Here is a 24316-nt window from a genome sequence, read left to right as displayed (position 1 = left end):
GGTGTGCCTCGAGACGGAACGGTCGTTTCAAGTGTCTCAACGCGTTACCGGTGCACAACTAATGAGCGAGGACTTCTACGACGTGCTCGGCGTGAGCCAGGACGCTTCCGCCGAGGAAATCAAAAAGGCCTACCGGAAGAAGGCGACGGAGTACCATCCGGACGTCAGCGACGATCCGGACGCCGAGGAGAAGTTCAAGAAGATACAGAAAGCCAAGCAGGTCCTGACCGACGAGGACAAGCGGTCGGCCTACGATCGGATGGGCCACGACCGCTTCGAGCAGGCCGAAAAGCACGGCTTCGACGCCGGTAGTGGGCAGGGCCCGTTCGGCGGCGCTGGCGGCGACCCGTTCGGCGGCATGGGCGGCATGGGCGGTGGCCTTGGTGACATCTTCGAACAGGTCTTCGGCGGAGGTCGCGGACGCGGACGTAACCGGCCACGGAAAGGGCGCGATCTGCGAACGACCCTCGAGATCGACCTCGAGGAAGCCTACGAGGGAGTGACCAAACAGTTCAGCGTCGAGCGGCCAGAGGAGTGTGAGACCTGCGATGGTGCAGGACATCCCCCGGAGGCTGATGCCACGACCTGTAGTGAATGTCAGGGCCGCGGCCAGGTGACGCAAGTCCAGCAGACGCCGCTGGGGCGCGTCCAGCAGACGACGACCTGTCCACGCTGTGAGGGCGAAGGGACCATCTACTCCGAAACCTGTGACGATTGTCGCGGCGAAGGCTACGTTCGTAACGAGGCCTCACTAACCGTTGACGTCCCCGAAGGCATTGCCGACGGCCAGACGCTGCGTATGGAAGGCGAAGGGGCACCGAGTCCGAACGGCGGCCCCCACGGCGATCTCCTGATCGATATATCGATCGCCGACCACCCCGAGTTCGAACGTGACGGCGACAATCTGTACTACAAGCTACCGATTTCGTTCCCCCAGGCCACGTTCGGAGACACCGTCCAGGTGCCGACCCTCGACGGCTCCGTTGCGTTCGAGATTCCACGTGCGACCCAGAGCGGCGAGCAGTTCCGCCTCGAGGGGAAAGGCATGCCCCGCCTGCGACGGTACGGACAGGGTGACCTGTTCGTCCGCGTGCAGATCGTCACGCCCGAATCGCTCAACGACGAACAGCGCGAGGCCCTCGAGGCGTTCGCCGAGGCTGGCGGCGAAGAGATCGACGTCAGCGAGGGCTTCTTCGATAAAATCAAACGGACGTTCTAGTGCCCTTCCAACCGTCGACTGGTAGTGAAACCGGATAACAACAATCGGTTTCAGTCGTCGGAAACGTTGAGGTTTGAGTGCTGCAAAAGCGAGCCAGTTCGTTCCTACGTGTCCTCAGTCACGGACACGGCGTCCTCGTGTGCCTCGAGCGATGCGAACGCCTGTTCGGTGAGTTCGCCAGTCGTCTCGAGGATGCCGTCCCACTCCGCGGAGTCGGGCGCGATACCCAGTGCGTGTGCGATACGCATAATCGACAGGTGATAGACGTGCTGTCGACCGGGAGCCTCCTCCCAGACGACCATGTTACACGGAAAGAGACCACCGATTTTTAGCGTCTCATCGAGCGCGCGGTCGGCGACGGCCGGATTACACGCACCGAGGACGTAGTAGGGGTCGCGGTCGGCGTCGACCTTCTCGTTGAGCAGTTCCGAGGGAGAGAACTCGACGGGAATCCCAAACCCACAGTCGACGCAGGCGGTTCGAACCGTTTCGATCGCGTCCTCGTGGGATTGCTCCAGGACGACCTGTTTTTCGCCGATGTCGGACGGGTCGATCGCTGCCGGGTCGAATGGAAGCGTCATACCGTGGTGTACGTCCCGACGGTACAAACACAGTTGGGTTCGCTCGAGGGACTGTCGACCGGAACCGTTCTCGAGCAGGAGAAACTGCATCGAAGACACGCCACTAACGGTTACAGAACGCTACCAACTTTCACAGAACACTATCGACTGTCACAGAATTTCTGTGTCGCGTACACCCTCGAGTCGTCGGCGTAGACGCCGATCCCCTGTCTATCCCACGACTCGGTAAGGATATTGTCCCGATGTCCGGGCGACTCCATCCAGCCGTCGACGATGCGCTCAGCCAGCGTCTCCGCATCGGTGGTACCAACCGTGTTGAAGACGGCGAGGTTTTCACCGATAGCTCGACACGAGTTGGGAAACAGGTCGCCGAATCGGTCAGCCGGTCGTTCACCCTCAGGGCTCACGTGTGCGAAGAAGTCCCGTTCGGCCATGTCGTGGCTGTAGGTTCGAGCAATGTTCGCTATCTCGTCGTCGTGCTCGAGCGAAGAGAGTCCGGCTTCGGTTCGAATTTCGTTGATACGCTCGTGGATTGCCACTTCTACCGCGTCGGAGGTGACCGAGCCGGCAGGGCCGACGCTCGAAGTGCCAGGATCGTCGGTAACTGGCTCCCCGACCGCTGTATCATCATCTAGTTGTGCCGGACTACCGACTTCGCTCGACTCATTCTCGATGACGATATCCCAGTTGAACGGCCAGTCCGGCAGCGGATGTGGAGTATCGATTTGCTCACCGTCCCCGAGTCCGACATCGATTGCTCCGGACGTAACGGCAAGCGAGAGGATAGCAGAAAGGAGTGCGACGGCAATCACAGTCCGAACGAAAACGGCCACAATTCGTCCAAGCATGTGTCCTATATCGACTCGGCTTCGGCGGTTGTGTTGTTCGGACTGACGCGAGTCACGACGCGCGATGGAACGACGGCCAGTGGAGAGGTGGGAAACACGAGAAGGACACAGGACCTGCTCGACGATAAGTAACGACCCAGTCAGCCAGGGAAGGACGGCACAACAGCTGGAGTACGTGTGGATTACTCGAGGAGAGACATCCCCCCACCGCTACAGCGGGATTGGCAACCACTCGAGGGCACGCAGTCCAGCCGTTGGGTCGAACAGCGGTTCTCGCAGGACGAGCCAATCGAGCAAGACGAGGCCGGCTCCGTGTGCGATTACGGAGGGTAAAATCGAGTTCGAGTGATAGTCGACGGCGCCGAAGAGGACGTCCGTCGGGCCCGACAGGAGAAATTCGATCGGGGGTTTACCGGCGTGATGAATCATGTAAACGATGGGGCTAATGAACACCGCTTTGAAACCGATTTCTTTGACGCCGACACAGAGCAGGCCCCGGTAGTACGTTTCGGCAGCCAGCGCCAAGATAAACAGCTGTAACGCGTGCGGGATAAACTCCCCAAACGCTAGCGTCGTCTGCCACATCGGGTAGTACTCCCTGATCGTCGGCAACGTCGACCCGATCAGATAAAACGGCAAGACGAACATCGCGAGCAAGAGACCATTACGAACGGCGACCCGATTGACCGTCCAGCCGATGTGGCGACCGTGTGTCACCCCCAGTGCAAGCGGCCCACCAATAAGGACCACGGTGTCGAACACCGTCCGGCGTCCGAGATCGGTTGGAACGGCTGTCATCCAGATCACGGTCAACACGGCACCGACCAGTAACGAGCGTTGAAACCAGGTCGTGTCCGTCAACACATCGGACAGCGTCGAAAGCGCGTCGTAAATTCCCTCGAGCGGACTCGAGTGAGTGCTGTCTCCCCGTGCCACGAGTCCTTACTCGTCCGTCTCAGTGTCGGTATCGTCGCTCTCGTCAGCTACGTCACCCGCTGAAGCGTCGGTATCGTCTTCGCCAGTCACCACTTCGACGTCCGCATCATCACCGTCATCGGTCCCTGTCACGGTTTCGTCCGGACCGTCGTCCGCGTCGACTGGCCCAGTCCCGATGGCGTCGCGAACGTGTGATTCGAACTCCTGGCGACGCTGGAAGTAGGTTTCGTCGATCTCCTCGAGGATAGCCGAAACCGTCCGTGGGCCCGCCGGAGTCCGAATCGTACTTTCGCCTTCGTGTCGGTCGATCTCACTTTTTTCGATTGGCCAGTGAAGTCGAGCAGTCACTCGAGCCAGTGGTGCCCCCTCGACGGGCGTTTTCTCGCCAAGTTCGACGACAGGGCCTGCGTCGTCTGCATCGTCACTCATAGCGGGTGGTTTGGGAGCCCATCGATTCAAGCTTTCGTTTCCTCCGCCTCCCTCGCCACATACGTATCAAATTTCGATACAATGTCTGACGTATCGTTTTGTGGAATGAGCCCTTTATGTCGCGTATGACCAGCCTGACGGAGGTATACGATGGCACGGCAAAGGGGGCGAGCCTCCGGCGGCTGTACGCCGGAACGGCACTCGTCGCCGTGGGGGCGATACTGTCCGTCGTCGCCGTTCTCGTTGCGACGACCGATCTGTTCTCGAGTGCGTTCGCCGATCAGTACGGCCCCGTCCTCTGGGCCGGAGTTCTCTCTGGAACCGGCGTTCCACTCGCCTTACTCGGCGTCTTTACGGTGCTGCCGGCCAGCCGCCGAATTCAGGCCGCCGCCGTTATCGGGACGAGTATCTGTCTACTCGGCGTCGCACTGTTCTGGCACGCCTATCCAGCGCACTGGCGTGGCCACGGCGACAACCTCACGATGCACGTCTCGGTCGTCTACCTGCTCGGCCTGTTTACTGCTATGTGGTGTCTGTTCACCGCCGTCGTCAACTTCAAAACCAGAAACGACCCAGGTGGCATGCTCGAGATGAACGTCACCCGGCGTAACCAGACGAAAGTCGTCGAGGTCGAATCACAGAGCGGCGGCTTCAGCAGCATGGGCTTTTTCGGTAACACGCCGGACGGGGACGTCGAAACCCAGACGAACGACGTGAGTGAGCCGACCAGCAAGGCCGAAGCAACCTCGAGGACACAGACAGGGCAGAAATCGAACACCGGCGGTCCACTCTCAGCCGGCAGGACCACCCCTGCGAGCGATGGCGGCGCGGCGACGAACGACATCAGTTCGCCGCTAGACGACACAAGTAACGGCTATGACGCCGCTATCGTCGACGGGCCGGAGACGCCGGAACCGACCGACCGCTACTGTGGGAACTGCCGACACTTCGATTACGTCCGGTCCAACGGCAACATCATACCATACTGTGGACGCTTCGATGAAACGATGGACGACATGGACGCCTGTCAGGAGTGGACGCCGAACCGAAATCGAGACTGAGACGGTCTCCTGTAACTTTTTACTGGCGATTGCCGACCCCTATGGGCAATTACCGGGGAGGAGACGACAGGAAACCGTATGAAAACACCGCCGTCAGGTAATCCTTCAATCAATGGGCACCTCGAGGTCACACTCGAACGAGAATGCTGTAACTCAAAGCCCCTCTCGGGTCACCATTTTTGCAAAGCAGAAACCCGTCGCCTATTCACTCGAACGGGCGGGGCGGTAATCGCAACTCGTCGAGTTCCGGCAGTTGCTTGACGTTGAAAATAACGTTCGATTCGTCGGTCGTCGGTTCGGCCACACACGAGAGACGAATCCCACAGTCGACCATCTCGTCGGGAAGGACGTGATTGACCGGCGTCGATAAGTCCCCATCCTGAACGGCGACGGCACAGTTCGCACAGGCACCGCCGCGACACGCATACGGCCACTCGAAGCCACGGTTTTCGGCTGCCTCGAGTACGCTTTCGGACGGGTCGACAACGAAGCGGCCGTAGTCACTCGAGTCGAGGTCGGCGTCAGCCGCTTTTTCGAAGAGGTCCTCGTCCTCGAGCGACCAGCCGTAGTCTTCGAACACTTCGAAATTCAGGTACTGGATTGTCGGGGCGACCGGTTCCGTTCCGTTGCCGTCGACGCCGATATCGCTGGGGTCGACACCCTCGAGGTGCTTCGAGAGCAGTTGCTCACGGGCGGCGTGAACCAGTCGAAACTCCTCGACTGAACCACCCTGGTCTGGATGAACCTCCTTGATACGGCGTCTGAAGGCTCGCTCGATGTCGTCGTGGTCTGCATCCGTATCAATTCCCAGGACGTCGAACGGGGACTCCACGCGAGAGGGTAGCGGATGCGTCGTCAATAGTGTTGCTCCATCGTACAGGGCTGCCGGATTCGACAGCAACCGTTCTCGAGAGCGCGAGCGGTGGCTTCAAGGTACTGCCTTCGAACCTGCAAGGTATGCGACTCGAGGCGTACTGGGGAGTGGGACCGAAAACCCGGGAGACACTCGTCGAGGAACTGGGCACCGAACGAGCAATCGAGGCCATCGAAAGCGGCGACGTCCGGACCCTCGCCGATGCGGGCCTCCCGCGGGGTCGGGCGACCCGTATTCTTCGGCGAGCCATCGGCGGTGAAGGCATCGATACGCTCGCGACGAGCGATGCTCGAGCGGCGTACAAGGAACTGCTCGACCTGGCCGTCGAGTACGCCGTCACCGAACGGGCCGCCGACCGAATCAGGGTGCTGACCCCACTGTCTACCCAGGCCGAAATGAACGACCGATTGGACGACGTGCTGGCCGCTCGAGACGCCTGGGAACGACTCGAGGAGGCCGAACAGAACCGTGTGCTCGAGGCGTACGAACGGTACGACGACCGCGACGGAAGCGCGTACGCAGCAGTCAAAGCCGCTATCGCGCTACTCGACACCGGCGTCGAAGACGGCCCGTTCGCGGCGATTGCCGAACTCGAGACGGACGCGCTCGAGAATGCGGCGACGGCACTCGGTGCGCTGGAAGACAGCCGCGTTCGCGAGGGTGCCGACGAGGAACTCGACCGGTTGCGAACCACGCTGGGTGCCGTCGAGGACATGGACGCCAACGCGTTGGCGATTATCGAAGACCTCCGCTCGGACGGAGTCGGCGACGTGAGTGCCTTCCGCGACGCATTCGAAGACCGACTGCAAAGCGAGACGCAGGCAACCATCGACCGGGTGCGCGAGGCGATGCCCAGCGACCCAACCGATGCGACGGACTTCGTCGGCGGGACCCTCAGAACCCTCCGTTCGGATCTGACCGAGGCCGTGGATGAACGCGAATCGACGGTTCGCACGGAACTCGAGGAGACACTCGAGGACGCCGAGAGCGCAGTCGACGGCGCCATTAGCGCGGTCGACGACATTGCCTTTCACCTCTCGCTTGCACGGTTTGCCCTGGCGTACGACTGCACGCGGCCGACGTTCCGTTCCGACGACGGAGCCGCCCCGACACTCTCGGTCGTCGACGCCCGGAATCTCTCGCTCGCCACTCGAGCGGACGAAACCGTCCAGCCGATAACCTACACGCTCGGCGAACACTCCCTGTCGGACGAAGATTTTTCCCTCCCCGTCAGCGACGATGATACGGGCTCGAACGACGAGTGGGCGCTCCCCGGGGACGAACGGATTACCGTCCTCACGGGTGCGAACAGCGGCGGAAAGACGACGCTGCTCGAGACGCTGTGTCAGGTCGTCTTGCTCGCCACGATGGGGCTCCCGGTGCCGGCCGAACGCGCCGAAATCCCGCCCGTCGATTCGCTCGTCTTCCACCGTCGACACGCGAGTTTCAACGCCGGCGTCCTCGAGTCGACGCTGCGCTCGATCGTGCCACCGCTTTCCACTGACGGGCAGACGCTCATGCTCGTCGACGAGTTCGAAGCAATCACCGAACCTGGTAGCGCGGCCAACCTGCTCCACGGCCTCGTCCAGCTAGCGGTCAACCAGGGCGCACTCGGCGTGTTCGTCACCCACCTCGCAGACGACCTCGAGCCGTTACCACCCCAAGCCCGCGTCGATGGTATCTTCGCCGAAGGTCTGAACCCCGACCTCGAACTCGAGGTGGATTACCAGCCGCGGTTTGGCACCGTCGGTCGCTCGACGCCGGAGTTCATCGTCTCGAGGCTGGTTGCCAACGCGAGTGACCGTGCCGAACGCGCCGGCTTCGAAACGCTAGCCGAAGCCGTCGGAAACGACGTGGTCCAGCGAACGCTGGCTGACGCCCGGTGGAACGAATAGCAAACTATTGGTTCGGTTATCGAGTCCACTTGGTATGAGCCAACACGCAATCACCTTCGCCGTCCTCGCTATGCTCGGCTGGGGTCTGTGGACCGTTCTCGCGAACGAGGCGACACGAACCATCGCCCCCGAACTCGCCATGATCCTTTCGTACGCCGCAAGCGTCGTCATCGCCGTCGGCTACGTCGCTGCACAGGGCGAACCGCTGGCGCTCGAGCGAACCGGTGTGGCCTACGCACTCGGTGCGGGTGTCTTCGCCGGCATCGGCGCTGTCGCCTTCTACACCGGACTGAGCGCGGGCCGGGTCGGCGTCGTCGCTACCATCTCCGCCCTCTATTTCGTAGTCGCAGCACTCATCGGAATTCTGGTACTCGGCGAATCGCTCACCTTGAAAAACGCCGCCGGCATTGGCTTTGCCATCCTCGCGGTCGTCTTGCTCGCAAACTGACCGGATTCGTGAGGTCACACACTCGAGCGGCTTCTCACTGCCAGTACCCCCTGTACACTCGAGCGGGTCCCCACCGACTACGACTCGGGGGCCTCGGCCGGGTCGACGAACTCGCCAGTCTCCGGATAGACGCCCACCTGCTCACACAGGTCTGCCATCGGGCACGCGTCGGGGTCCTCGAGACACGCCGGCGCTCGAGCCGTGCAGTATTCGCGCCCGAACTGGATCATCGCGGTGTGACCAAACCCACACATTTCGGGCGGAATAGCGTCCTCGAGCGCTTCCCGAACGCCTTCGTGGTCGGCATCCGCTGGGGCGATTCCGAGCCGACGAGCGATGCGGTGGACGTGTGTGTCCACCGGAAAAACGCCCGGTTGCCCGCCAGCGAACAGGAGAACGCAATCGGCCGTTTTCGGTCCGACACCGTGAACCTCGAGCAACGTCTCTCGCACCTCATTCGGGTCCTCGTCCGTGACGAACGCGTCGAACGCCGCCTCGGAGCCGAACTCCTCACTGACCCACGCGGCCGCACCGCGGATCATCTTCGATTTCTGGTTGTAGAGTCCAGCCCCGCTGATCGTTTCGGCCAGTTCGTCGTGGTCGGCATCCGCGAGGGCGTTCACGAGGTCCGCTTCGTCGTCGGCATAGCGCTCGAGTAAGGCGTCGTGGGCCGGTTGACTCGCGACGTCGCTCGTGTTCTGGCTGAGAATCGTCCGCACGAGACACTCGAAGGCGTCCCGGCCGCCGTAGGTTTTCTCCCAGTACAACTCGCCCAACCGAGCGACGACCCGCCCGGCTCGCGTGTCGATAGCGACCGTCTCGAACGGAGCCAGTTCACCGCCACCGGCGACGCCGCCGCTGATGTTGACGTCGGGTTCGGGGTCAGCTTGTGGCTGTTCGTCCATACCCTTACTCTCGAGTGGCCAAACAAAACGTCACTGAAAATGGCACCCGGAACACTAACGTCCAGCATCATCCCGTGGCGGCATGCCGCGTCTGCTGGCTAACCCTCGTGCCGGGCGGGAAGCGCAACGCGCCTCCAGGTGCCGAGCCGACTGACGCCGACTCCGCGTGCGAGGGACACCACCCTCGAGTGGGACGGCCGAAGCCGTCAACGTATGTACCGTACCTGGGTTCGCCGGGCTGTCATCGCACCCGAAGTGGGTTAACTCGGCCGGGGACTTATGGTACGCACTCGAACTAGCCGCTCGGGCTGGTTATAGGCTGCGATTATTCGGGTTACTGTCGTCTCGTACCGGTGATTGCCCATTCCGAGTCGACAATCACCGGAAAACAGTTATAGCAGGCCGTATCAGACGTCGACTTCGAACGGGGCGAACTCGTGGGCCCGACTCGCGAACAGGCCGAGCATTGTCGCGATCTCCTCGAGGTCGTCGGTATCGATCACTTCGACTGGAGTGTGCATGTACCGGTTGGGGACACTGACGACCTGTGCCGGGATGGCACCAGCGGCCGTGAAGAAGCCGTCGGCGTCGGTGCCCGTCCCGAGTCCGAGCGCCTCGATCTGGACGTCGATTTCGGCGCTGTCGGCGACGGTTCGCAGCCCCTCGAAAATCACCGGATGGTTCGTGCTGCCGCGACCGAGCCCTGGCCCGCCGCCCAGTTCCATCTGGCTCGTTTTCTCGCTCGGAGCCGACGGATAATCGACCGCGTGACCAACGTCGACGACGACGACGGCATCCGGCTCGAGGTCGAAGCCGACCATCTGTGCGCCTTTGACGCCGACTTCCTCCTGAACCGTCGAAACGGCGTACACCGTGGCTTCGGTACCCGCTTCGACGGCCTGTCGGAAACCCTCGGCGGCCGCCCACGTCCCGACGCGATTGTCCAGCCCACGGGCCGCGAGTCGGTTCTCGGTGAGCCACGAGACGCTCGAGGAGAACGTGATCGGGTCCCCGACCTCGAGCAGGGCTTTTGCGTCCTCCTCGCTTTCGGCACCGATGTCGATCCAGAGGTCCTCCATGTCGGGTTCCTCGCCGTCTTCCCGGAGGTGGATGGCCGTCTGGCCGATAACGCCCTCGACCGGGCCATCGGCGGCGTGAATCGTGACGTGCTGGCCCTGGGAAACCGTCGGGTCCGATCCGCCGATTCGACCGGGGCGGATGAACCCGTCGTCGTCGATCGATTTGACGATAAATCCAATCTCGTCGGCGTGGCCCGTCAGGACGACTTCGGGACCGTCCGGGTCGCCCTCGTGGACGGCGATGGCGTTCCCGTAGGCGTCGGTTCGAACGTCGTCGGCAAACTGGGAGACGTAGTCGACCCAGACGCGCTGACCGCGGGTTTCGTATCCCGATGGAGAGGGGGTCTCGAGCAACTCGATCAGAAAGTCGCGGGCGGTTGTGTCCATACGTACTGCTCGAACGGTGACGGTTTTAAAGAATCGGTTATAAAGCGCGCTCGAGCGTCACGACGAACACCGCCCCTCGAGGCTCGTTGTCCTCGATGTGAACCGAGCCACCGAACGCTGTCGTCAGCCGATGGACGAGGTACAGACCGATACCGCTACCGGGGCTGTCGAGACCGCGTTCCCCCCGGCCGAAGACAGCGTCCTTTTTATCGTCGGAGATGCCGGGCCCATCATCGGCAATTCGAATCGTCACCGACGACGCTCCAACGTCCGTCTCGAGATGGACCAGCGGCTGTGCGTTGTCTGCGTGTCGAACAGCATTCGAGAGGATGTTCGAAAACACCGAAGACAGCATCGGCGTTCCATACACGGCGATTCCCTCGATCGATTCACGATACGTTGTTGTGAACGTCGCCTGATTGAACGCCGTGCGCGCTTTCTCGAGTTCGCGCTCGATCATCGGGCCGAGTTCAATAGGCTCGAGCTGAAGGGTGTTTGGCTCGCCGTGATCGCCGGGTGCACCATCTAGTCCCTCGGTTGCCGTAATTGCCTCGAGTAGGGTCCCGATCTGTTCGGTGAGCTCGATCGTATGGGTCGTATTGTACTGAATCGGTTCGAGATACTCCTGGTACGTCGAATCGATATCGCCATCCATGCGTGCCGTCTCGAGATGCTCTTCGAGCAAGTCCGCGTAGCCAGCTACAACGTTCATGTCGTTTTGAATATCGTGGCGAACGATCCGGTTGAGTAACTCGAGTTCCTCGCTCAACGACCGGAGGGCCGCTTCTCGTTCTTTGAGCGCAGTAATGTCCTGCAAGACGAGAATGCGGCCGGTGTTGTCGCCATCGTGGTTCGAAATCGGGACGGCGTCGAGACGATAGATAACGGTCTCATCACCAATGGTATGTTCAAACTGTCGACGGTGAGATGAATCGTCGTCGGGAACATCCTCCATATCGGATGCCTGCAGGCCAATCGATCGGAGACCCTGTGCTGACGAGAACCGAGATCCACCGTTTTCAGCCAGTGTCTCACTCACGGTTGAACGGTCTGATGAGGGGGTCGTGCCGTTACCTGTTCCCTGCCCACCTTCGGAAACTATCGAAACCAGTTCGAACGGGAGCACGGCAGTGGCCGGCATCCCAATGGCTGATTTCCTCGTCGACGGTTCTGAGAGGACCGAAGCGGCCGCCCGGTTGTAATCGACGATCCGGTCGTCTCGATCGAGGACGATCACACCATCTCGCATCTCTTCGACGACGGTCTCTCTCGCAACCGGGAGTAAGCTGAGAAATTCGTACCGAAACAACGCCCAGGCGATACTGAGGGCACTGATCGTAAACGCAAACGGGGTGTAGTCGATCCGAGTAATCTCGAGCAAAAATGCGCCGTTTGCTACGAGGGGAACGAGCATTCCGACCAGCAGTGCAATCGCCTGGCCTCGATACACGTGCCAGGTTCGAATGGCTGACCGGGCGACGAGAACGGCTCCGATAGATAACAGGCCATAGGAGTGTGGAACGTGTACCCAAGTGAACCAGATGCCAGTTTCCGTCGCAGGGAGGACGAGGCCGTTTACGTCGGTTACTCGCGTGCCAGCAGGCCACATCAGTTCGTGAGCGGTATTCGTCCAGACGACGAGCTGTGTGAGGACAGGAACACCGAGTGCCAGGGCAACGGGCACCGGACTGATCCACTCGGTCCTTTCTGTGTAACTGATCGCAAACGCACACCACGAGACGGCAACGATTGAAACGAATCCCATCAAAAACCGATCGACGAATCGGATGAGGACAGGATCAGTGCTCGCAATCTGTACCGCCGCTGCCGATGCCCAGCCGAGAATGCCGCCAAACAGGAGAAACAGGATCGTCGCCTCGTTTTTGTGACGGTGCTTCCAGACGACACCCATCACCAACACGGTCGTCACGATGCCGACGGCGAGCGGAACGAGGTGGTAGGTAACGTTCCAGCCCATGGGCCTCACTCTCGAGGGATTTACTAAAACATACCGGCAGCTTTCGGTCGGAAATTTTCCCACCTCCTCTCGAGACCGTCGTGATGTTCGACACAATACATAAATGACCGCTCGACGTGTATCCGCACATGGGTAGTAAAAAATTCACGTTCGTCGAACTCCACCTCGACGGCAACACGCAGTTCGGCCCGAAAACGATCAGCGACGGACTCCCTATCGGCGACAGCGAGGAAAGCGAAAGCGAGGATCGGGAGGAGGAAGCCGTCGCCGCGGACGAAGAAGGCGGAAAATCTTCCGCAATCGGGGCGGTCATCGGTCTCGTTGCGCTCGTCGCACTCGCCGTCGCAGTTAAAAAACGCCGTGGCAACGACGACGAGGGCGCGGAAGGCTACGACGAACCCGAAATCATCACCTCCTGATACAGTTGTCGTACCCGAATTTTCAACGTGCTGTCTCGTGACACACAGCAACGTATCCCCCTGACGCTCGAGTGTACCGACCGCGAGTGACGGCTCCGTGGGAAACCGATAGCCGGAGTCGTCGACAGCGACAGAACCCTTTTGGCCGCGCTTCCCGTATCGCTGGTGTGAATCTCTATCGTAGCGTCCGTGCGGTCGCCGAGGCCTCCGGTGACGACGCCATCGACTGGCAGGCCGCCGCCGAGGCAGCCAAAGCTTCGACTGACCCCGGCTCACTTGCACTCGAGCCGGGCGAGCAGGCCGCCTACGCTCGAGACGTTCGTGACGCACGCGAAGGGGTGCGCGAGGCAGCAGGCCTCGAGTTCGACGTCCCCGAGGTGATCGAAATCCAGAACCGACATCACTGGATGGACGCCAACATCGAAACGTTCGAGCGAGTGATGGCCCCGATGGAAGACCAACTCGGCGCGTTCCCCGGCGTGGCTCGAACGGTCAACACCGGGACGATGACCGTATTGCTCGCCTTCCTCGGCCGGAACGTTCTCGGTCAGTACGATCCGCTGTTGCTCGCGGAGACCCCCGACGACGACCACGCCCTCTACTTCGTCCGGCCGAACATTCTCAACGCCGCAGACGTCCTCGAGGTCGATCCCGACCGATTCCGTCGCTGGATCGCCTTCCACGAGGTGACACACGCCGCGGAGTTCGGCGCGGCACCGTGGCTGTCGACGCATCTCGAAGAACGTATGCAATCGGGTATCGACGCCCTTTCGGAGGGCGCGTTCGACCGCGATACGTTCCGCGAACTCAACGCCACGATGACCGTGGTCGAAGGGTACGCCGAACTTCTGATGGATCACGCCTTCGACGACGAGTACGAGGACCTGCGACGCAAACTCGACGCCAGGCGACAGGGGCGCGGCCCGCTCCAGCAGCTGTTCAGGCGGCTCCTCGGCCTTGGACTGAAACAGCGCCAGTACGAACGTGGAAAAGCCTTCTTCGAGACGGTCGTCGAGCACCGCGACCTCGAGTTCGCGAGCCAGGTCTGGGACGGGCCAGAATCGTTGCCAACCGACGACGAACTCGAGACGCCGGGCCTGTGGATTCGTCGCCTCGAGAGATAGTCCTTCAGACAGTCTACTGTAACTTCGTACCGATGAGCGCCCATACCGGGTCGGCAATCACCGGTACGAGACGACAGTAAACCGTATCACCACTCCGCCAAGCGTCGGTTCCTGGCTGAAATCGAACGTCTCTCGGCCGTTATCGTCATTCCTGTAACTTTCGAGATGCTATAAAACTGTACTGTCTCCACTCGATCGCCTCGAGACTCCCGAGAATCGCTATTAGCTGACGATCCACGTCAGATACCAGATCAACGCTCCTCCGGCGAGCGCTCCGATACCCGTCGCCAGCGCAGCGACCGGGAGTGACGCCCCGCCCTGAAGCGCCATCATCGTCCCCGAAAGAGCGACGAGAACGACGAATCCGACGCGCAGTCGCTGAACGGTGTCGGCATCGACGGCCGAACGTCGGCGTCGCCGGGCCATTACTTCGCCCCCGCTATCGGAGATACGGCCCCTCGCTTCCAGCCGCGTGCTCGGCCTCCTGACTGCCGTCCACTCGAGTGCATACGAGGCCATTGGTCCACACGGATTTGTAGTCGTTGGAATCTATAGCCAAGCAATACGAGCCATCGGCATCCTCCACACGGCCGAAGTCGTGGGTTTTCTCCTTGTATTTCTGTAAACACAGCCACGACGAACGGCCCAATCTCCAAGGAGTCATAGGGTCCGTTGTGGTCTTTTACCAGTCAGCGACGAGCCGGGGTGGTCGCTGACCGATAAACAGTGACAACAATCCCTATCACACGACACCGAGAAAATCGGAATGAGCCAGCTACTGCCCTCGGTTTAGTAACTCCGGACTTTCGGCTCGTAGGTTTTGTCCTCGCCCTCGAGGATGACGGGCCGGTACCAGATCGACGGCTTGCCGCCGTTCCAGGAGATGAGCGTGTGTTTGAGCCAGTTTTCGTCGTCACGGATCTGGTTCTCGAGACGCCAGTGCGCGCCGCGGAACTCGTTTCGGACGAGCGCACCGAGTGTGATGGTCTCGGCGACGTCGATCAGGTTGCGCGTCTCGTAGGTCATCTGGAGGTCCGTGTTGAACGTTCGGGATGGGTCCTCGACGTAGACATCTTGATACAGTTCTCGGCACTCCTGAATTTCCTTGAGCGCGCGTTTGAGACCTTCTTCCTCGCGGAAGACGTTCACGTCGCGAGTCATCGCATCCTGAAGTTTCGAGCGGATGTCGGCGTGTTTGGTGCCGCTTTCTTTCTCCATCAACCGGTCGACGCGCTCGCGCTCTGCCTCGACGGCCTGCTCGAGCAAGGCGTCCCCGCCGGCGACCTGGCCGGAGCCGTCGGTGGCGACGCTTTCACTGGCCGAGACTGGCTCGATGCCGGCTTCACCCGGCGTGATCGGCAAGTCAGCCTCGGTTTCGTCTTCGACGTCGTCTGTGTAGCCGGTCTCGATTTCGGCCTCGCCGAGGTCTTTTCCGGCAGCGTGATAGCCCGCACGCTTGCCGAAGACGACGAGCTCGGGGAGGGCGTTTCCGCCGAGGCGGTTTGCGCCGTGGACGGAGACACACGCACACTCGCCGGCGGCGTAGAGGCCATCCACACACGTCTTACCGTTTTCGTCGGTTTCGATGCCGCCCATCTCGTAGTGCTGGCCGGGTTTGACGGGCATCGGTTCGATCAGCCCGTCGACGCCCTCGAAGTCCTCGGCGAGGTGGAGTATGTTCTCGAGGCGGTCGAGAATCCGCTCGGAACCGAGATGTCGCATGTCGAGGTGGACGTACTCGTCGTTGACACCGCGGCCCTCGTTGACCTCGGTCAACTCGGCGCGCGAGACGACGTCACGGCTGGCGAGTTCGCCCGCGTTGTTGGCGTAGCCGTGTTCGAACATGAATCGCTCGCCGTCCTCGTTGTAGAGAATGCCACCCTCTCCACGGACACCCTCGGAGATGAGGACGCCCGTGCTCGGCAAGGTCGTCGGGTGGAACTGTACGAACTCCATGTCCTCGAGCGGGACACCCGCGCGGTAAGCCATCGCCTGACCATCGCCGGTACAGGAGACCGCGTTGGTGGTGTGATCGAAGGCCTGTCCAGGGCCACCGGTCGCGATGATGACGCCGTTGTTCGCTTTGAAGCCCTCGACCTTGCCCGACTGCACGTCGTAGGCGACGACGCCGTGACAGGTTCGGTCGTTCGGGTCGGGTTCGTCGGTCACCGCGAGGTTCATCACGAACCACTCGTCGTACACCTGAATACCACGTTTGACGACCTGTTCGTACAGGACGTGTAGCAGGTGATGGCCGGTTTCGGCCCCCGCGTACGTGGTTCGCGGGAACGAGAGGCCGCCGAACGGTCGCTGTGAGACCGTCCCGTCGTCCTCACGAGAGAAGGGCATCCCCCAGTGTTCGAGGGTGATCGTATCCTCCGGGGCGTCCTTGGCCAGGGTTTCGATGGCCGGGGCGTCACCCAGATAGTCCGAGCCCTTCATCGTGTCGTAGGCGTGGAGTTCCCAGTCGTCACCCTCGCGGAGGGCGGCGTTGATGCCTCCTTCCGCCGCGCCCGTGTGACTGCGGACCGGGTGGAGTTTCGTGACCATTGCCACGTCCGCTCCCGCTTCGTGTGCTGCGATTGCCGCTCTGAGGCCAGCGCCGCCGGCGCCGACCACGATGACGTCGTGTTCGTACATGATTACCAGAACTTCAGGTTCTTCTTGACTGCCTCACGCTTGAGCTCCTGAATGTGCTCGGTGAGTGGGATGTCTTTCGGACAGACCTCCGTACAGGAGAACTGGGTCTGACACCGCCAGACGCCGTGTTCCTGCTCGATAATACGGAGCCGATGCTCTTTGATCTCTTCGTCCTCGCGCTCGTCCATCGCGAACCGGTAGGCCTTGTTGATCGCTGCCGGCCCGAGATACTGGTTGTCTCCCGCCGCGATGTTACACGAGGACATACACGCACCGCACCAGATACACCGCGTCGACATCTTGATTTTCTCGCGGTTTTCCCGTGACTGGCGGAACTCCTCGAGGTCGCCATCGGGAAGGTCTTCCTGTTGCATGTAAGGTTCGACGCTGTGCATCTGGTCGTAGAAGTGATCCATGTCCACGACCAGGTCCTTGACGACCTCCTGGTGTGGCAGGGGCTCGATACGAACCGGTTGCTCGAGTTCGGAGAGCTGGGTCTTACAGCCCAGATGCTGTGAGCCGTTGACGAAGAAGGCGTCCGAGCCACAGATCGCCTGTCGACAGGAGTGTCGGAACGTTAGCGAGGAATCGAACTCGTCACGTGCGTAGATCAGGGCGTCGAGGACGGTCATTCCGCGTTCGTACGGAACGTAGTAATCGTCGAATCGTGGCTCCTGTTTTGCCTCGACCTCCGGATCGTACCGGAACACCTTGAGATGAACCTTCGTCTCTTCCGGTTCGGCCTCGGCTTCCGCCTGCTCGCGCTGGGCCTGTCCCAGTCGTTTTCGCTCGAGGCGTCGCTGCTGTGGTTCGGGAGCCGATTCGGTTTCTGGCTCCCCTTCGACGGGCGATTCTTGCGTTTCGGGTTCTTCGGGTTGTTGTTGCTGTGTACTCATTTACATCATCCCTCTCCAGACCAGTGCGACCCAGATGCCCTGGACGATGAGTGCGAGACTCGCAATCGTCAGCACGCCGAGGACGACCTTTTTCGGCGTGCCACTGAGTCCCTGATTGACCAGTGCGTTGTAGACTCCGTTGACACCGTGGAACGTCGCAGTGATCAAAAACAGGATCATCGTGACGAAGTAGCCGATATTCTCCATGCGTGCTGCGGTTCCGGCGAACGTGATCTCCCAGGCGTGGTTGACGAAGTGCAGGAGGAAGAAGTGGTACGCCAGTACCACGACCAGGAACGCGGCCGTCACCCGCTGGAGGAGCCACGCGGTGCCTCCGGGGGTAAACGAAGAGTAGCGTTCAGCCATCTAGAATCCAACCTCCGTCATGAACGTCGGAACGCTTGCAACGGTGATAGCGGCTGTGATGATCAACGAGACGTAGAACGTTTTATCCTGTGCCTCGAGACCGATACCCAGATCGACCATCAGAAGCCGAATCCCGTTGAGGATGTGGAAGACGGCGACTGCCAGCAGGCCGACTTCCAGGAGCCGAACGACGAACAGGGCTTCGAGCCCCTGCAACGTGTCGGTGTACGCTTGCTCGCCCGCGATGGCGGTGCTCAACACTGCGATGTGGGTGAACAGGTAGCCGATCAACATCCACCCGGTGAACTTGTGGAAGATCCATGCCCACATCCCAGCCGAGAACTCCTTCCATCGCCCGAAGTCCTCGATAAGGCCACGATTGTAAGACTGACTCATGCGCTCATGTCGTGGGTTGGACTGTGGGGGTATAGAAGTTACTTTTATCGTGCCCGGTCGTTCCTTCCAAACCACGTCAATCATCTGTGAGGCGGAAAGTCAGGAGAGAGGTCTCCTCGATTCGTTACTCGAGTGTCTCCAGAAACGGGTCCTGCCGTTCGAGTTCGCGCTCGAGGGCGTTCAGGATGGTGTCACTGAGCCCGACCAGGTGACACAACGGATTTCCGGGGTACACCACCGGATTCTCGAGAACACCCACGAGGAGGCCCGTAAAGGGTGCTTCGACCGTCACGATGTCGTCTTCCTCTTTGAACGGATTGGTGATCGCACAGATCGTCTCCCCCTCGCGGACGAGGTCGCCACTCGAGTGTTTCATGTCGACGATACCGCCGGCGTCGGCCCTGAGCCAGGTCTTTTCGCCAGCGTCGTCGATGATGACGCGCCACCCGGGCCAGTGAACCGACGAGTGGGGGTGGAGGCCGAACTCCGCGAGGACGCTCGCAACGCCGGTCAGTGCCCGGTCGATGAGTTGTCGCTGAAACCGGTGTGCTTCGCCCATCTCGACGGTAATCGTCGGAATGCCCGCGTCAGTGGCTTCACCCCGAAGCGTGCCCGAGGGCCCTTCGCCAGCGATAATGACGTTCGAACTGAACGCGCGCGCCAGGCGTTCGACCTTTTCATCACTGGTATCGGCCCGAACGTGGAGCATATTCGTTCGCCCGCGCGTCGAGGTGTGAAAGTCGATTCCAAGGTCACAGGGTTCGATAAAGTTCGTATAGATCTGGTGGGCCATCCGTCTCGCGCTGGTGCTGTCCTCCCGTCCCGGGAACGACCGGTTCAGGTCCCGGTCGTAAATCGGCAGGTAGCGCTCCTGGGCGAGAAAGCCCGGTACGTTCATCACGGGCAGACAGATCAACGTCCCGTGGAGGTTCGAGTGGTCCCAGTCGTGTGCTACCTCCCGGACGACCTCGATTCCGTTGAGTTCGTCACCGTGAGCAGCAGCCGACAGGAACACCGTCGGTCCGGAATATTCGCCGTTGATCACCGTCACCGGGATCCGGACGGGGTCGCCGAGATAGGTTTCGCTGATACCGTAGCGGATGTTGGCCGATTCGCCGGGGTCGACACGACCCCCGTTATACGTGAACACGTCAGAGCCGAGATCGCTATCGGGGGGTTCGCTCATCGTCTCGTCGCTCATGCTCCCCCATACGCGGGCATGCCTATAACTGGTGTCCCCTCGAGTTCGAGCAATTGATAGCTACGAATCCGAGTTGCGAGATTCGGAACTCGAGGAAGATGTTTTCTAACTGGTCGTCGTAGTTGCTCACATGAACGTTCGCGAGGCGACGGCCGACGACAGCCAGCAAATCCGCTCGGTTGCACGGGACTCCGTAACCGACTCTTACAGCCACTTTTTGAACGAGAAAGCCATCGAGACGGCACTCGAGCAGTGGTACGGCGAAGATATCGACGAGCGACTCACCGACGAGAACGCGCTGTTTCTGGTCGTCGAAGACGACGACGAAATCGTTGCGTTCTCCCAGAGCGAACTCGTTGGCGACACCGAAGGTGTCGGTCGAATACTCTGGTTACACGTCGAACCCTCTCAGCGTGGCTCGGGTATTGGCACCCGCCTGCTCGTTCGAACCCGCAAGGGCTTACTCGAGGCAGGCTGTGACCAGATACAGGCGGCCGTCCTCGCCGGTAACGAGGTCGGAAGCGAGTTTTACGCCGGCCACGGGTTCACCCGCGCCGCTGAACGCGAGATCGACATCGGTGACGACACGCTGACCGAACACGTGTACGTCGAAAGCGAACGCGAGACGGGCGACGACTGGCGCGCCCTCGAGGAAGTCATGGAAAACGGCGACACGCTGTACGTCAGCTACGGTGAGCCCGTCCGTGGCTCCGTCGCCCCGTTTTACACGACGTACCTGAACGCCGACGCGAGTCGACGCTACGGCTGGTTCTGTGGAAACTGCAACTCCCTCGACAACGCGATGGATGCCATGGGCCGCATCGTCTGTAACGAGTGTGACAACAAACGAAAGGCGACGCGGTGGGATGCCGCCTACCTGTAAGTATTCCCAACGCTCTCGATCCCTCCGTCATCAGATTCCTTGTCACAACGTGACGAGCGTGTCACTAGTAGGTGTATGTGATGCTTAGCGAGGGTGAGCGCCTCGTTAATCGGGACGCGTAATCGTGGTTATTGCCCGGATTATAAGGAGTGACCAAGCGAGTGCTCCACTCGGTGAAAACACCCGCTCGTCTGCCTGCTGACCGGTCGAACCCACACGCTAACAAAGACGACGGTTCCCCAAGTGAGGATCGATGAACGGAGTCAGATGCAACGTTTCCTCCCTCGAGTATCCACACTGGACACGTGACCGAGAGGCAACCGAAGACGAGGACACAACCCACGCATGGTAACGACCGAGAACACCACGACGAAGACGGTCGTCATCGGACTGGACGCGCTCGACAGTCGATACCTCGAGCGCTTCGAAGCGTCGATGCCAAACATCTCCTCGCTTCGAGATCGCGGCATCGAAGCGGCACTCGAGTCGACGCACCCACCGTGGACGGGAAGTGCCTGGCCGTCGATGTACACTGGCTGCGATCCGAGCCACCACGGTGTCTACGGCTTTTTTCGATACGACACGTATCCGGACGAGGGCGAACTGGTGTCTCGAGGCGACGTCGACCGACCGGCGATCTGGGATTATCTGTCCGACGAGGGAACGCCCTCGGTCGTCCTGAACGTGCCGGTTACCCATCCGGCTGATCGGATAGCTGGCGTGCTGATACCCGGCTATCTGGCGGGCGAAGATGCCGACGGCCACCCCAAAGGCGTTCGCGAGGCGCTCGACGACGAACTGGGCGAGCCCTACCGGATTTATTCGAGCCACGAAGTGAGCGACGATTCCGAAAAGAAACTGGCAGGCTACCTCGAGTTGATCGATCAGCGGCGGCGAGCGGCCTGTTCCCTGGTGGAACGTGAGGACTGGGAGTTTGCGTTCGTCCAGGTACAAAAGACCGACGCCGTTTTCCACAACTTCGACGACGACGAGGCCTTCCGATCGATATACGAAGCCGCCGATCGGCTGGTCGGCGACATCCTCGAGGCGGTCGACGAGACGGTCAACGTAATCGTTTGCTCGGACCACGGTATCGGCCCGGTCACCGGCTACTCGATCTACGTCAACGAGATCCTCCGCCAGCACGATTACGTCGTCGCCGCCGACGGTGAGGGGGGACGAACGAATCTGTCCTCGGTCAAGACCTCACTGACCGACCCCGACACGAATCAGCCCGCGGGATCCGGTACTGCAAATTCCATCGGCGAGCAACCGAGCATCTCGTCGCGGGCCGCCAAATGGCTCGTCGACCGCCTCGGCATCCGTCCCGGAAGTGTGTACGGTGCTGCCGAGCGAATCGGACTCGAGTCAACCCTGCTCCGACTGACGCCCGACTCGTTGGTAGCTTCCGTTAGCGAGACCGTCGACTGGCGAGAATCCAAAGCGTACTGCACGGAGGGCACTCGCCTGGGCATTAGAATCAATCTCGAGGGGCGAGAGCCAAACGGCATCGTTTCGCCGGAGGAGTACGAGACGGTCCGCGATGACCTCATCTCGATTCTCTCCTCGTTCGAGACGCCGGACGGAAAACCCGCGTTCGACATGGTCTGTCGTCGTGAAGCGCTATACGACGGGCCACACGCCGACCGTGCCCCCGATATTCTCTTTCGGCCGACCGACATGAACAACAACATCAAGGTGGAACTGTACGGGCGAACGACCGTCCCCATCGACGTGTACGACCACAAACTCGACGGCGTGTTCCTCGCCGCGGGTCCAGGTATCGACGGAACCTGGAGCGGTGACCGACTGTCACTCACCGACGTTGCACCGATTACGATGTCCCTACTGGGCTACCCGGTCCCGGACTCGATGACCGGAACTGCCCCATCGTCGTTGCTCACCGTACCAGTCCGCAGCGAGCGGTACGACCCGATCGACTACGGAACGACGGCCGTGCCGAACGTCGATACCGAGGGCGTAACTAATCGGCTCGAGGATCTCGGCTATCTCTGATGGGTGACCGTCACCAGGAACTGTCTGCACTCCTCTCGAGTGCCGTCCTCGTCATGGTCGGCGGGATGATCGGGTCGGCGGCAAAACTGGGCGAACGCGTCGTCATCGGTAGACTGCTCTCCCCCGATGCCTACGGCGAGGTGAGTATCGGGCTGGCGTTGCTCATGTTCCTGACGACCTTCGCCATGGCGGGATGCAGCCAGGGCGTCTCACGGTTTATTCCGCGATACGACGATATCGAAGATCGACGGGGTGTCTGGGTCAGTGGCGTCGCGGTCACGATGACCCTCGCGATCGGATTTGCCGCACTCTTGATCGTGGGGGCCAACTGGATCGCATCCCTCCTCTTCGAGAGCGACGTCGCCGTGACGTTCATTCGCGTGCTAGCGGTCGCGATTCCGTTCATCGTCGGGTTCCGAGTAGCCATTTCGGGAATTCGGGGCTACGAGAACACCGTGTTTCGAACCGTCGCACAGGATTTCATCGATCCCTTCCTCAGGATCGCCCTCATCGTTCTCTTTATTCTCGCGGGGATGGGCATCGTTGCGGCCGGTGTCGGCTACCTTCTCGCCGCGATCGCCACGTTCGTGGTCGCGACGCTCTTTCTCAATCGACTCATGCCGCTTCGAGGTGCCTACCGTACCCACACTCGAGAGCTTGTCCGGTTTTCGGCCCCGCTGGTCGTTTCGACCGTCGTCGGCGTCCTCCTCACGCAGACCGACACCCTGATGCTCGGCTACTTCAGAAGTTCCGCCGAGGTCGGCCTCTACAGTGCCGCCTATCCTCTCGCGAGCGGACTGCTCGTCGTCCTCGGTGCCTTCGGTTTCCTCTATCTGCCGATCGCCTCGCGACTGGACTCCGATGGCGACCGAGCTGCCGTCGACGATATCTACGCCACCACGACGAAGTGGGTCTACGTGGTCACGTTCCCGGCTTTTTTACTGTTGTTCGCGTTTCCTGCCGACGTACTCAGGATAGTCTTCGGCGTCGACTACACCCCTGCCGCAAGTGTCCTCCCGATACTGGCTGTCGGGTTTTTCCTCAGCGCGGCGGCGGGTCGCGACCGAGAGACGCTGTCCGCGCTTGGCTCGACCTCGTGGATCGCGATCGGCAACGTGTTCGGACTGACGCTCAACGTCGTGGTCAACATTCTACTCATACCGCGGTACGGTTTCGTGGGTGCCGGAATCGCCTCCGTTACTTCCCTGGTGGCCGTACACACCGTCATCTGTGGCGTTCTCGCCGTCCAGTACGATATTACGCCGCTCTCGAGAGAATCGACCCGAACGTACGTCGGACTTCCACTGGTGTGTCTGCCATGGGCATTTTTGCTCACGCCCTGGGTCTCGATCTCAGCTGTGACCATCTTTCCCGCCCTGGTCTTCCTCGGCGTGAGTTCCCTACTGATTGTCGGTCTCGTCGGCGGCCTCGAACCCAGTGACATCGTCGTCGTCGACCTTCTCGAGGACACGCTTGGCGTGAGTATCCCGCTGATTCGCCGCTGGATTCCCAACGACGATGACTCGACGGTCACGTCAGTAATAGCCGACTGAGAGCGATTCCTGGAACGATCGACACACTCGAGGTGTGCTGGCCTCGAGTCGATGTGCAGTCCTTCGATCGGAGGTCTTGGCGAACCCGAACATCGGCCTGAAAAAATCCCTGGTCGGCAAAGAACACTGTGTGAGAGCGTGACACGTCTGAAAACGGGTATCACGCTCGTAGTAACTAACAA

At 60.9% G+C, this 24316-nt stretch carries 22 protein-coding genes and 1 pseudogene; 9 read left to right on the top strand and 14 right to left on the bottom strand.

Features of this window, described 5'->3' with window-relative positions:
• Window positions 1-61 precede the first annotated feature (61 nt).
• Complete coding sequence (dnaJ, locus tag NLK60_RS15990) at window positions 62-1219, top strand: molecular chaperone DnaJ (protein ID WP_254808769.1); 1158 nt, start codon at window positions 62-64, stop codon at window positions 1217-1219.
• Window positions 1220-1323: 104 nt separating this feature from the next.
• Here the strand turns inward: dnaJ and NLK60_RS15985 are convergent, their stop codons facing one another.
• The 4 genes and pseudogenes from NLK60_RS15985 to NLK60_RS15970 all read right to left on the bottom strand — a co-directional run.
• Window positions 1324-1800: a DUF302 domain-containing protein gene (locus tag NLK60_RS15985; protein WP_254810507.1), complete on the bottom strand. Its 477-nt coding sequence runs from the start codon at window positions 1798-1800 to the stop codon at window positions 1324-1326.
• Between the two features lie 140 nt (window positions 1801-1940).
• Window positions 1941-2648 (bottom strand): CAP domain-containing protein, encoded by a 708-nt coding sequence (locus NLK60_RS15980; protein ID WP_254808768.1) that lies wholly within the window; start codon window positions 2646-2648, stop codon window positions 1941-1943.
• A 210-nt stretch (window positions 2649-2858) separates the two neighbouring features.
• On the bottom strand, window positions 2859-3542 hold the full coding sequence (locus NLK60_RS15975) for a CPBP family glutamic-type intramembrane protease (RefSeq protein ID WP_254810506.1): 684 nt from the start codon (window positions 3540-3542) through the stop codon (window positions 2859-2861).
• 189 nt (window positions 3543-3731) lie between these two features.
• Window positions 3732-4013, bottom strand: a pseudogene (locus NLK60_RS15970) (DUF5789 family protein); the annotation flags it as partial.
• A 125-nt stretch (window positions 4014-4138) separates the two neighbouring features.
• Between NLK60_RS15970 and NLK60_RS15965 the strand changes: the two are divergent.
• The gene (locus NLK60_RS15965; protein WP_254808767.1) at window positions 4139-5074 is read left to right on the top strand and encodes a cell division protein CdpA domain-containing protein; all 936 of its coding nucleotides are present in this window, start codon (window positions 4139-4141) and stop codon (window positions 5072-5074) included.
• A gap of 205 nt (window positions 5075-5279) precedes the next feature.
• On the opposite strand, the gene fer is transcribed toward NLK60_RS15965, so the two are convergent.
• Window positions 5280-5906, bottom strand: coding sequence for a ferredoxin Fer (gene fer, locus NLK60_RS15960; RefSeq protein ID WP_254808766.1), 627 nt, complete (start codon window positions 5904-5906; stop codon window positions 5280-5282).
• 125 nt (window positions 5907-6031) lie between these two features.
• On the opposite strand from fer, the gene NLK60_RS15955 reads away from it, so the two are divergent.
• The gene (locus NLK60_RS15955; RefSeq protein ID WP_254810505.1) at window positions 6032-7843 is read left to right on the top strand and encodes a MutS-related protein; all 1812 of its coding nucleotides are present in this window, start codon (window positions 6032-6034) and stop codon (window positions 7841-7843) included.
• A gap of 34 nt (window positions 7844-7877) precedes the next feature.
• Window positions 7878-8291 carry an EamA family transporter gene (locus tag NLK60_RS15950; protein WP_254808765.1) on the top strand — a complete coding sequence of 138 codons (414 nt, stop codon included), beginning with the start codon at window positions 7878-7880 and terminating at the stop codon, window positions 8289-8291.
• Window positions 8292-8368: 77 nt separating this feature from the next.
• Here the strand turns inward: NLK60_RS15950 and NLK60_RS15945 are convergent, their stop codons facing one another.
• The 3 genes from NLK60_RS15945 to NLK60_RS15935 form a co-directional block, all read right to left on the bottom strand.
• Window positions 8369-9196 (bottom strand): endonuclease III domain-containing protein, encoded by an 828-nt coding sequence (locus NLK60_RS15945; RefSeq protein ID WP_254808764.1) that lies wholly within the window; start codon window positions 9194-9196, stop codon window positions 8369-8371.
• Between the two features lie 407 nt (window positions 9197-9603).
• Window positions 9604-10662, bottom strand: coding sequence for a zinc-binding metallopeptidase family protein (locus tag NLK60_RS15940; RefSeq protein WP_254808763.1), 1059 nt, complete (start codon window positions 10660-10662; stop codon window positions 9604-9606).
• 37 nt (window positions 10663-10699) lie between these two features.
• Entirely contained in the window at window positions 10700-12640 is a 1941-nt protein-coding gene (locus NLK60_RS15935) for a sensor histidine kinase (RefSeq protein WP_254808762.1), read from the bottom strand.
• A 128-nt stretch (window positions 12641-12768) separates the two neighbouring features.
• Between NLK60_RS15935 and NLK60_RS15930 the strand changes: the two genes are divergently transcribed.
• A complete protein-coding gene (locus NLK60_RS15930) occupies window positions 12769-13059 on the top strand; it encodes a hypothetical protein (protein WP_254808761.1) in 291 nt (96 codons plus the stop codon).
• A gap of 167 nt (window positions 13060-13226) precedes the next feature.
• Window positions 13227-14183, top strand: a complete 957-nt coding sequence (locus tag NLK60_RS15925; RefSeq protein ID WP_254808760.1) for a zinc-dependent metalloprotease — start codon at window positions 13227-13229, stop codon at window positions 14181-14183.
• 222 nt (window positions 14184-14405) lie between these two features.
• On the opposite strand, the gene NLK60_RS15920 is transcribed toward NLK60_RS15925, so the two are convergent.
• The 6 genes from NLK60_RS15920 to NLK60_RS15895 form a co-directional block, all read right to left on the bottom strand.
• Window positions 14406-14702 carry a hypothetical protein gene (locus NLK60_RS15920; protein ID WP_254808759.1) on the bottom strand — a complete coding sequence of 99 codons (297 nt, stop codon included), beginning with the start codon at window positions 14700-14702 and terminating at the stop codon, window positions 14406-14408.
• A 270-nt stretch (window positions 14703-14972) separates the two neighbouring features.
• A complete protein-coding gene (locus tag NLK60_RS15915) occupies window positions 14973-16823 on the bottom strand; it encodes an FAD-binding protein (protein ID WP_254808758.1) in 1851 nt (616 codons plus the stop codon).
• Window positions 16824-16825: 2 nt separating this feature from the next.
• Window positions 16826-17719, bottom strand: coding sequence for a succinate dehydrogenase/fumarate reductase iron-sulfur subunit (locus NLK60_RS15910; RefSeq protein ID WP_254808757.1), 894 nt, complete (start codon window positions 17717-17719; stop codon window positions 16826-16828).
• Window positions 17720-18085, bottom strand: coding sequence for a succinate dehydrogenase/fumarate reductase transmembrane subunit (locus NLK60_RS15905; protein WP_254808756.1), 366 nt, complete (start codon window positions 18083-18085; stop codon window positions 17720-17722).
• A complete protein-coding gene (sdhC, locus tag NLK60_RS15900) occupies window positions 18086-18481 on the bottom strand; it encodes a succinate dehydrogenase, cytochrome b556 subunit (protein ID WP_254808755.1) in 396 nt (131 codons plus the stop codon). It lies immediately after the preceding gene.
• A gap of 124 nt (window positions 18482-18605) precedes the next feature.
• Window positions 18606-19682, bottom strand: coding sequence for a succinylglutamate desuccinylase/aspartoacylase family protein (locus NLK60_RS15895; RefSeq protein WP_254808754.1), 1077 nt, complete (start codon window positions 19680-19682; stop codon window positions 18606-18608).
• A gap of 130 nt (window positions 19683-19812) precedes the next feature.
• Between NLK60_RS15895 and NLK60_RS15890 the strand changes: the two genes are divergently transcribed.
• The 3 genes from NLK60_RS15890 (at window position 19813) to NLK60_RS15880 (ending at window position 24134) form a co-directional block, all read left to right on the top strand.
• Window positions 19813-20565, top strand: a complete 753-nt coding sequence (locus tag NLK60_RS15890; RefSeq protein ID WP_254808753.1) for a GNAT family N-acetyltransferase — start codon at window positions 19813-19815, stop codon at window positions 20563-20565.
• Window positions 20566-20910: 345 nt separating this feature from the next.
• Window positions 20911-22581, top strand: a complete 1671-nt coding sequence (locus NLK60_RS15885; protein ID WP_254808752.1) for an alkaline phosphatase family protein — start codon at window positions 20911-20913, stop codon at window positions 22579-22581.
• Window positions 22581-24134, top strand: coding sequence for a flippase (locus NLK60_RS15880; protein WP_254808751.1), 1554 nt, complete (start codon window positions 22581-22583; stop codon window positions 24132-24134). The genes NLK60_RS15885 and NLK60_RS15880 overlap by 1 nt, the downstream gene beginning before the upstream one ends.
• The last annotated feature ends 182 nt before the right edge of the window (window positions 24135-24316 follow it).

Origin of the sequence: Natronosalvus amylolyticus (genome assembly GCF_024298845.1) — an archaeon.
GTDB classification, from domain to species: Archaea; Halobacteriota; Halobacteria; order Halobacteriales; family Natrialbaceae; genus Natronosalvus; species Natronosalvus amylolyticus.
This window is presented reverse-complemented; position numbering and strand designations above follow the sequence as displayed.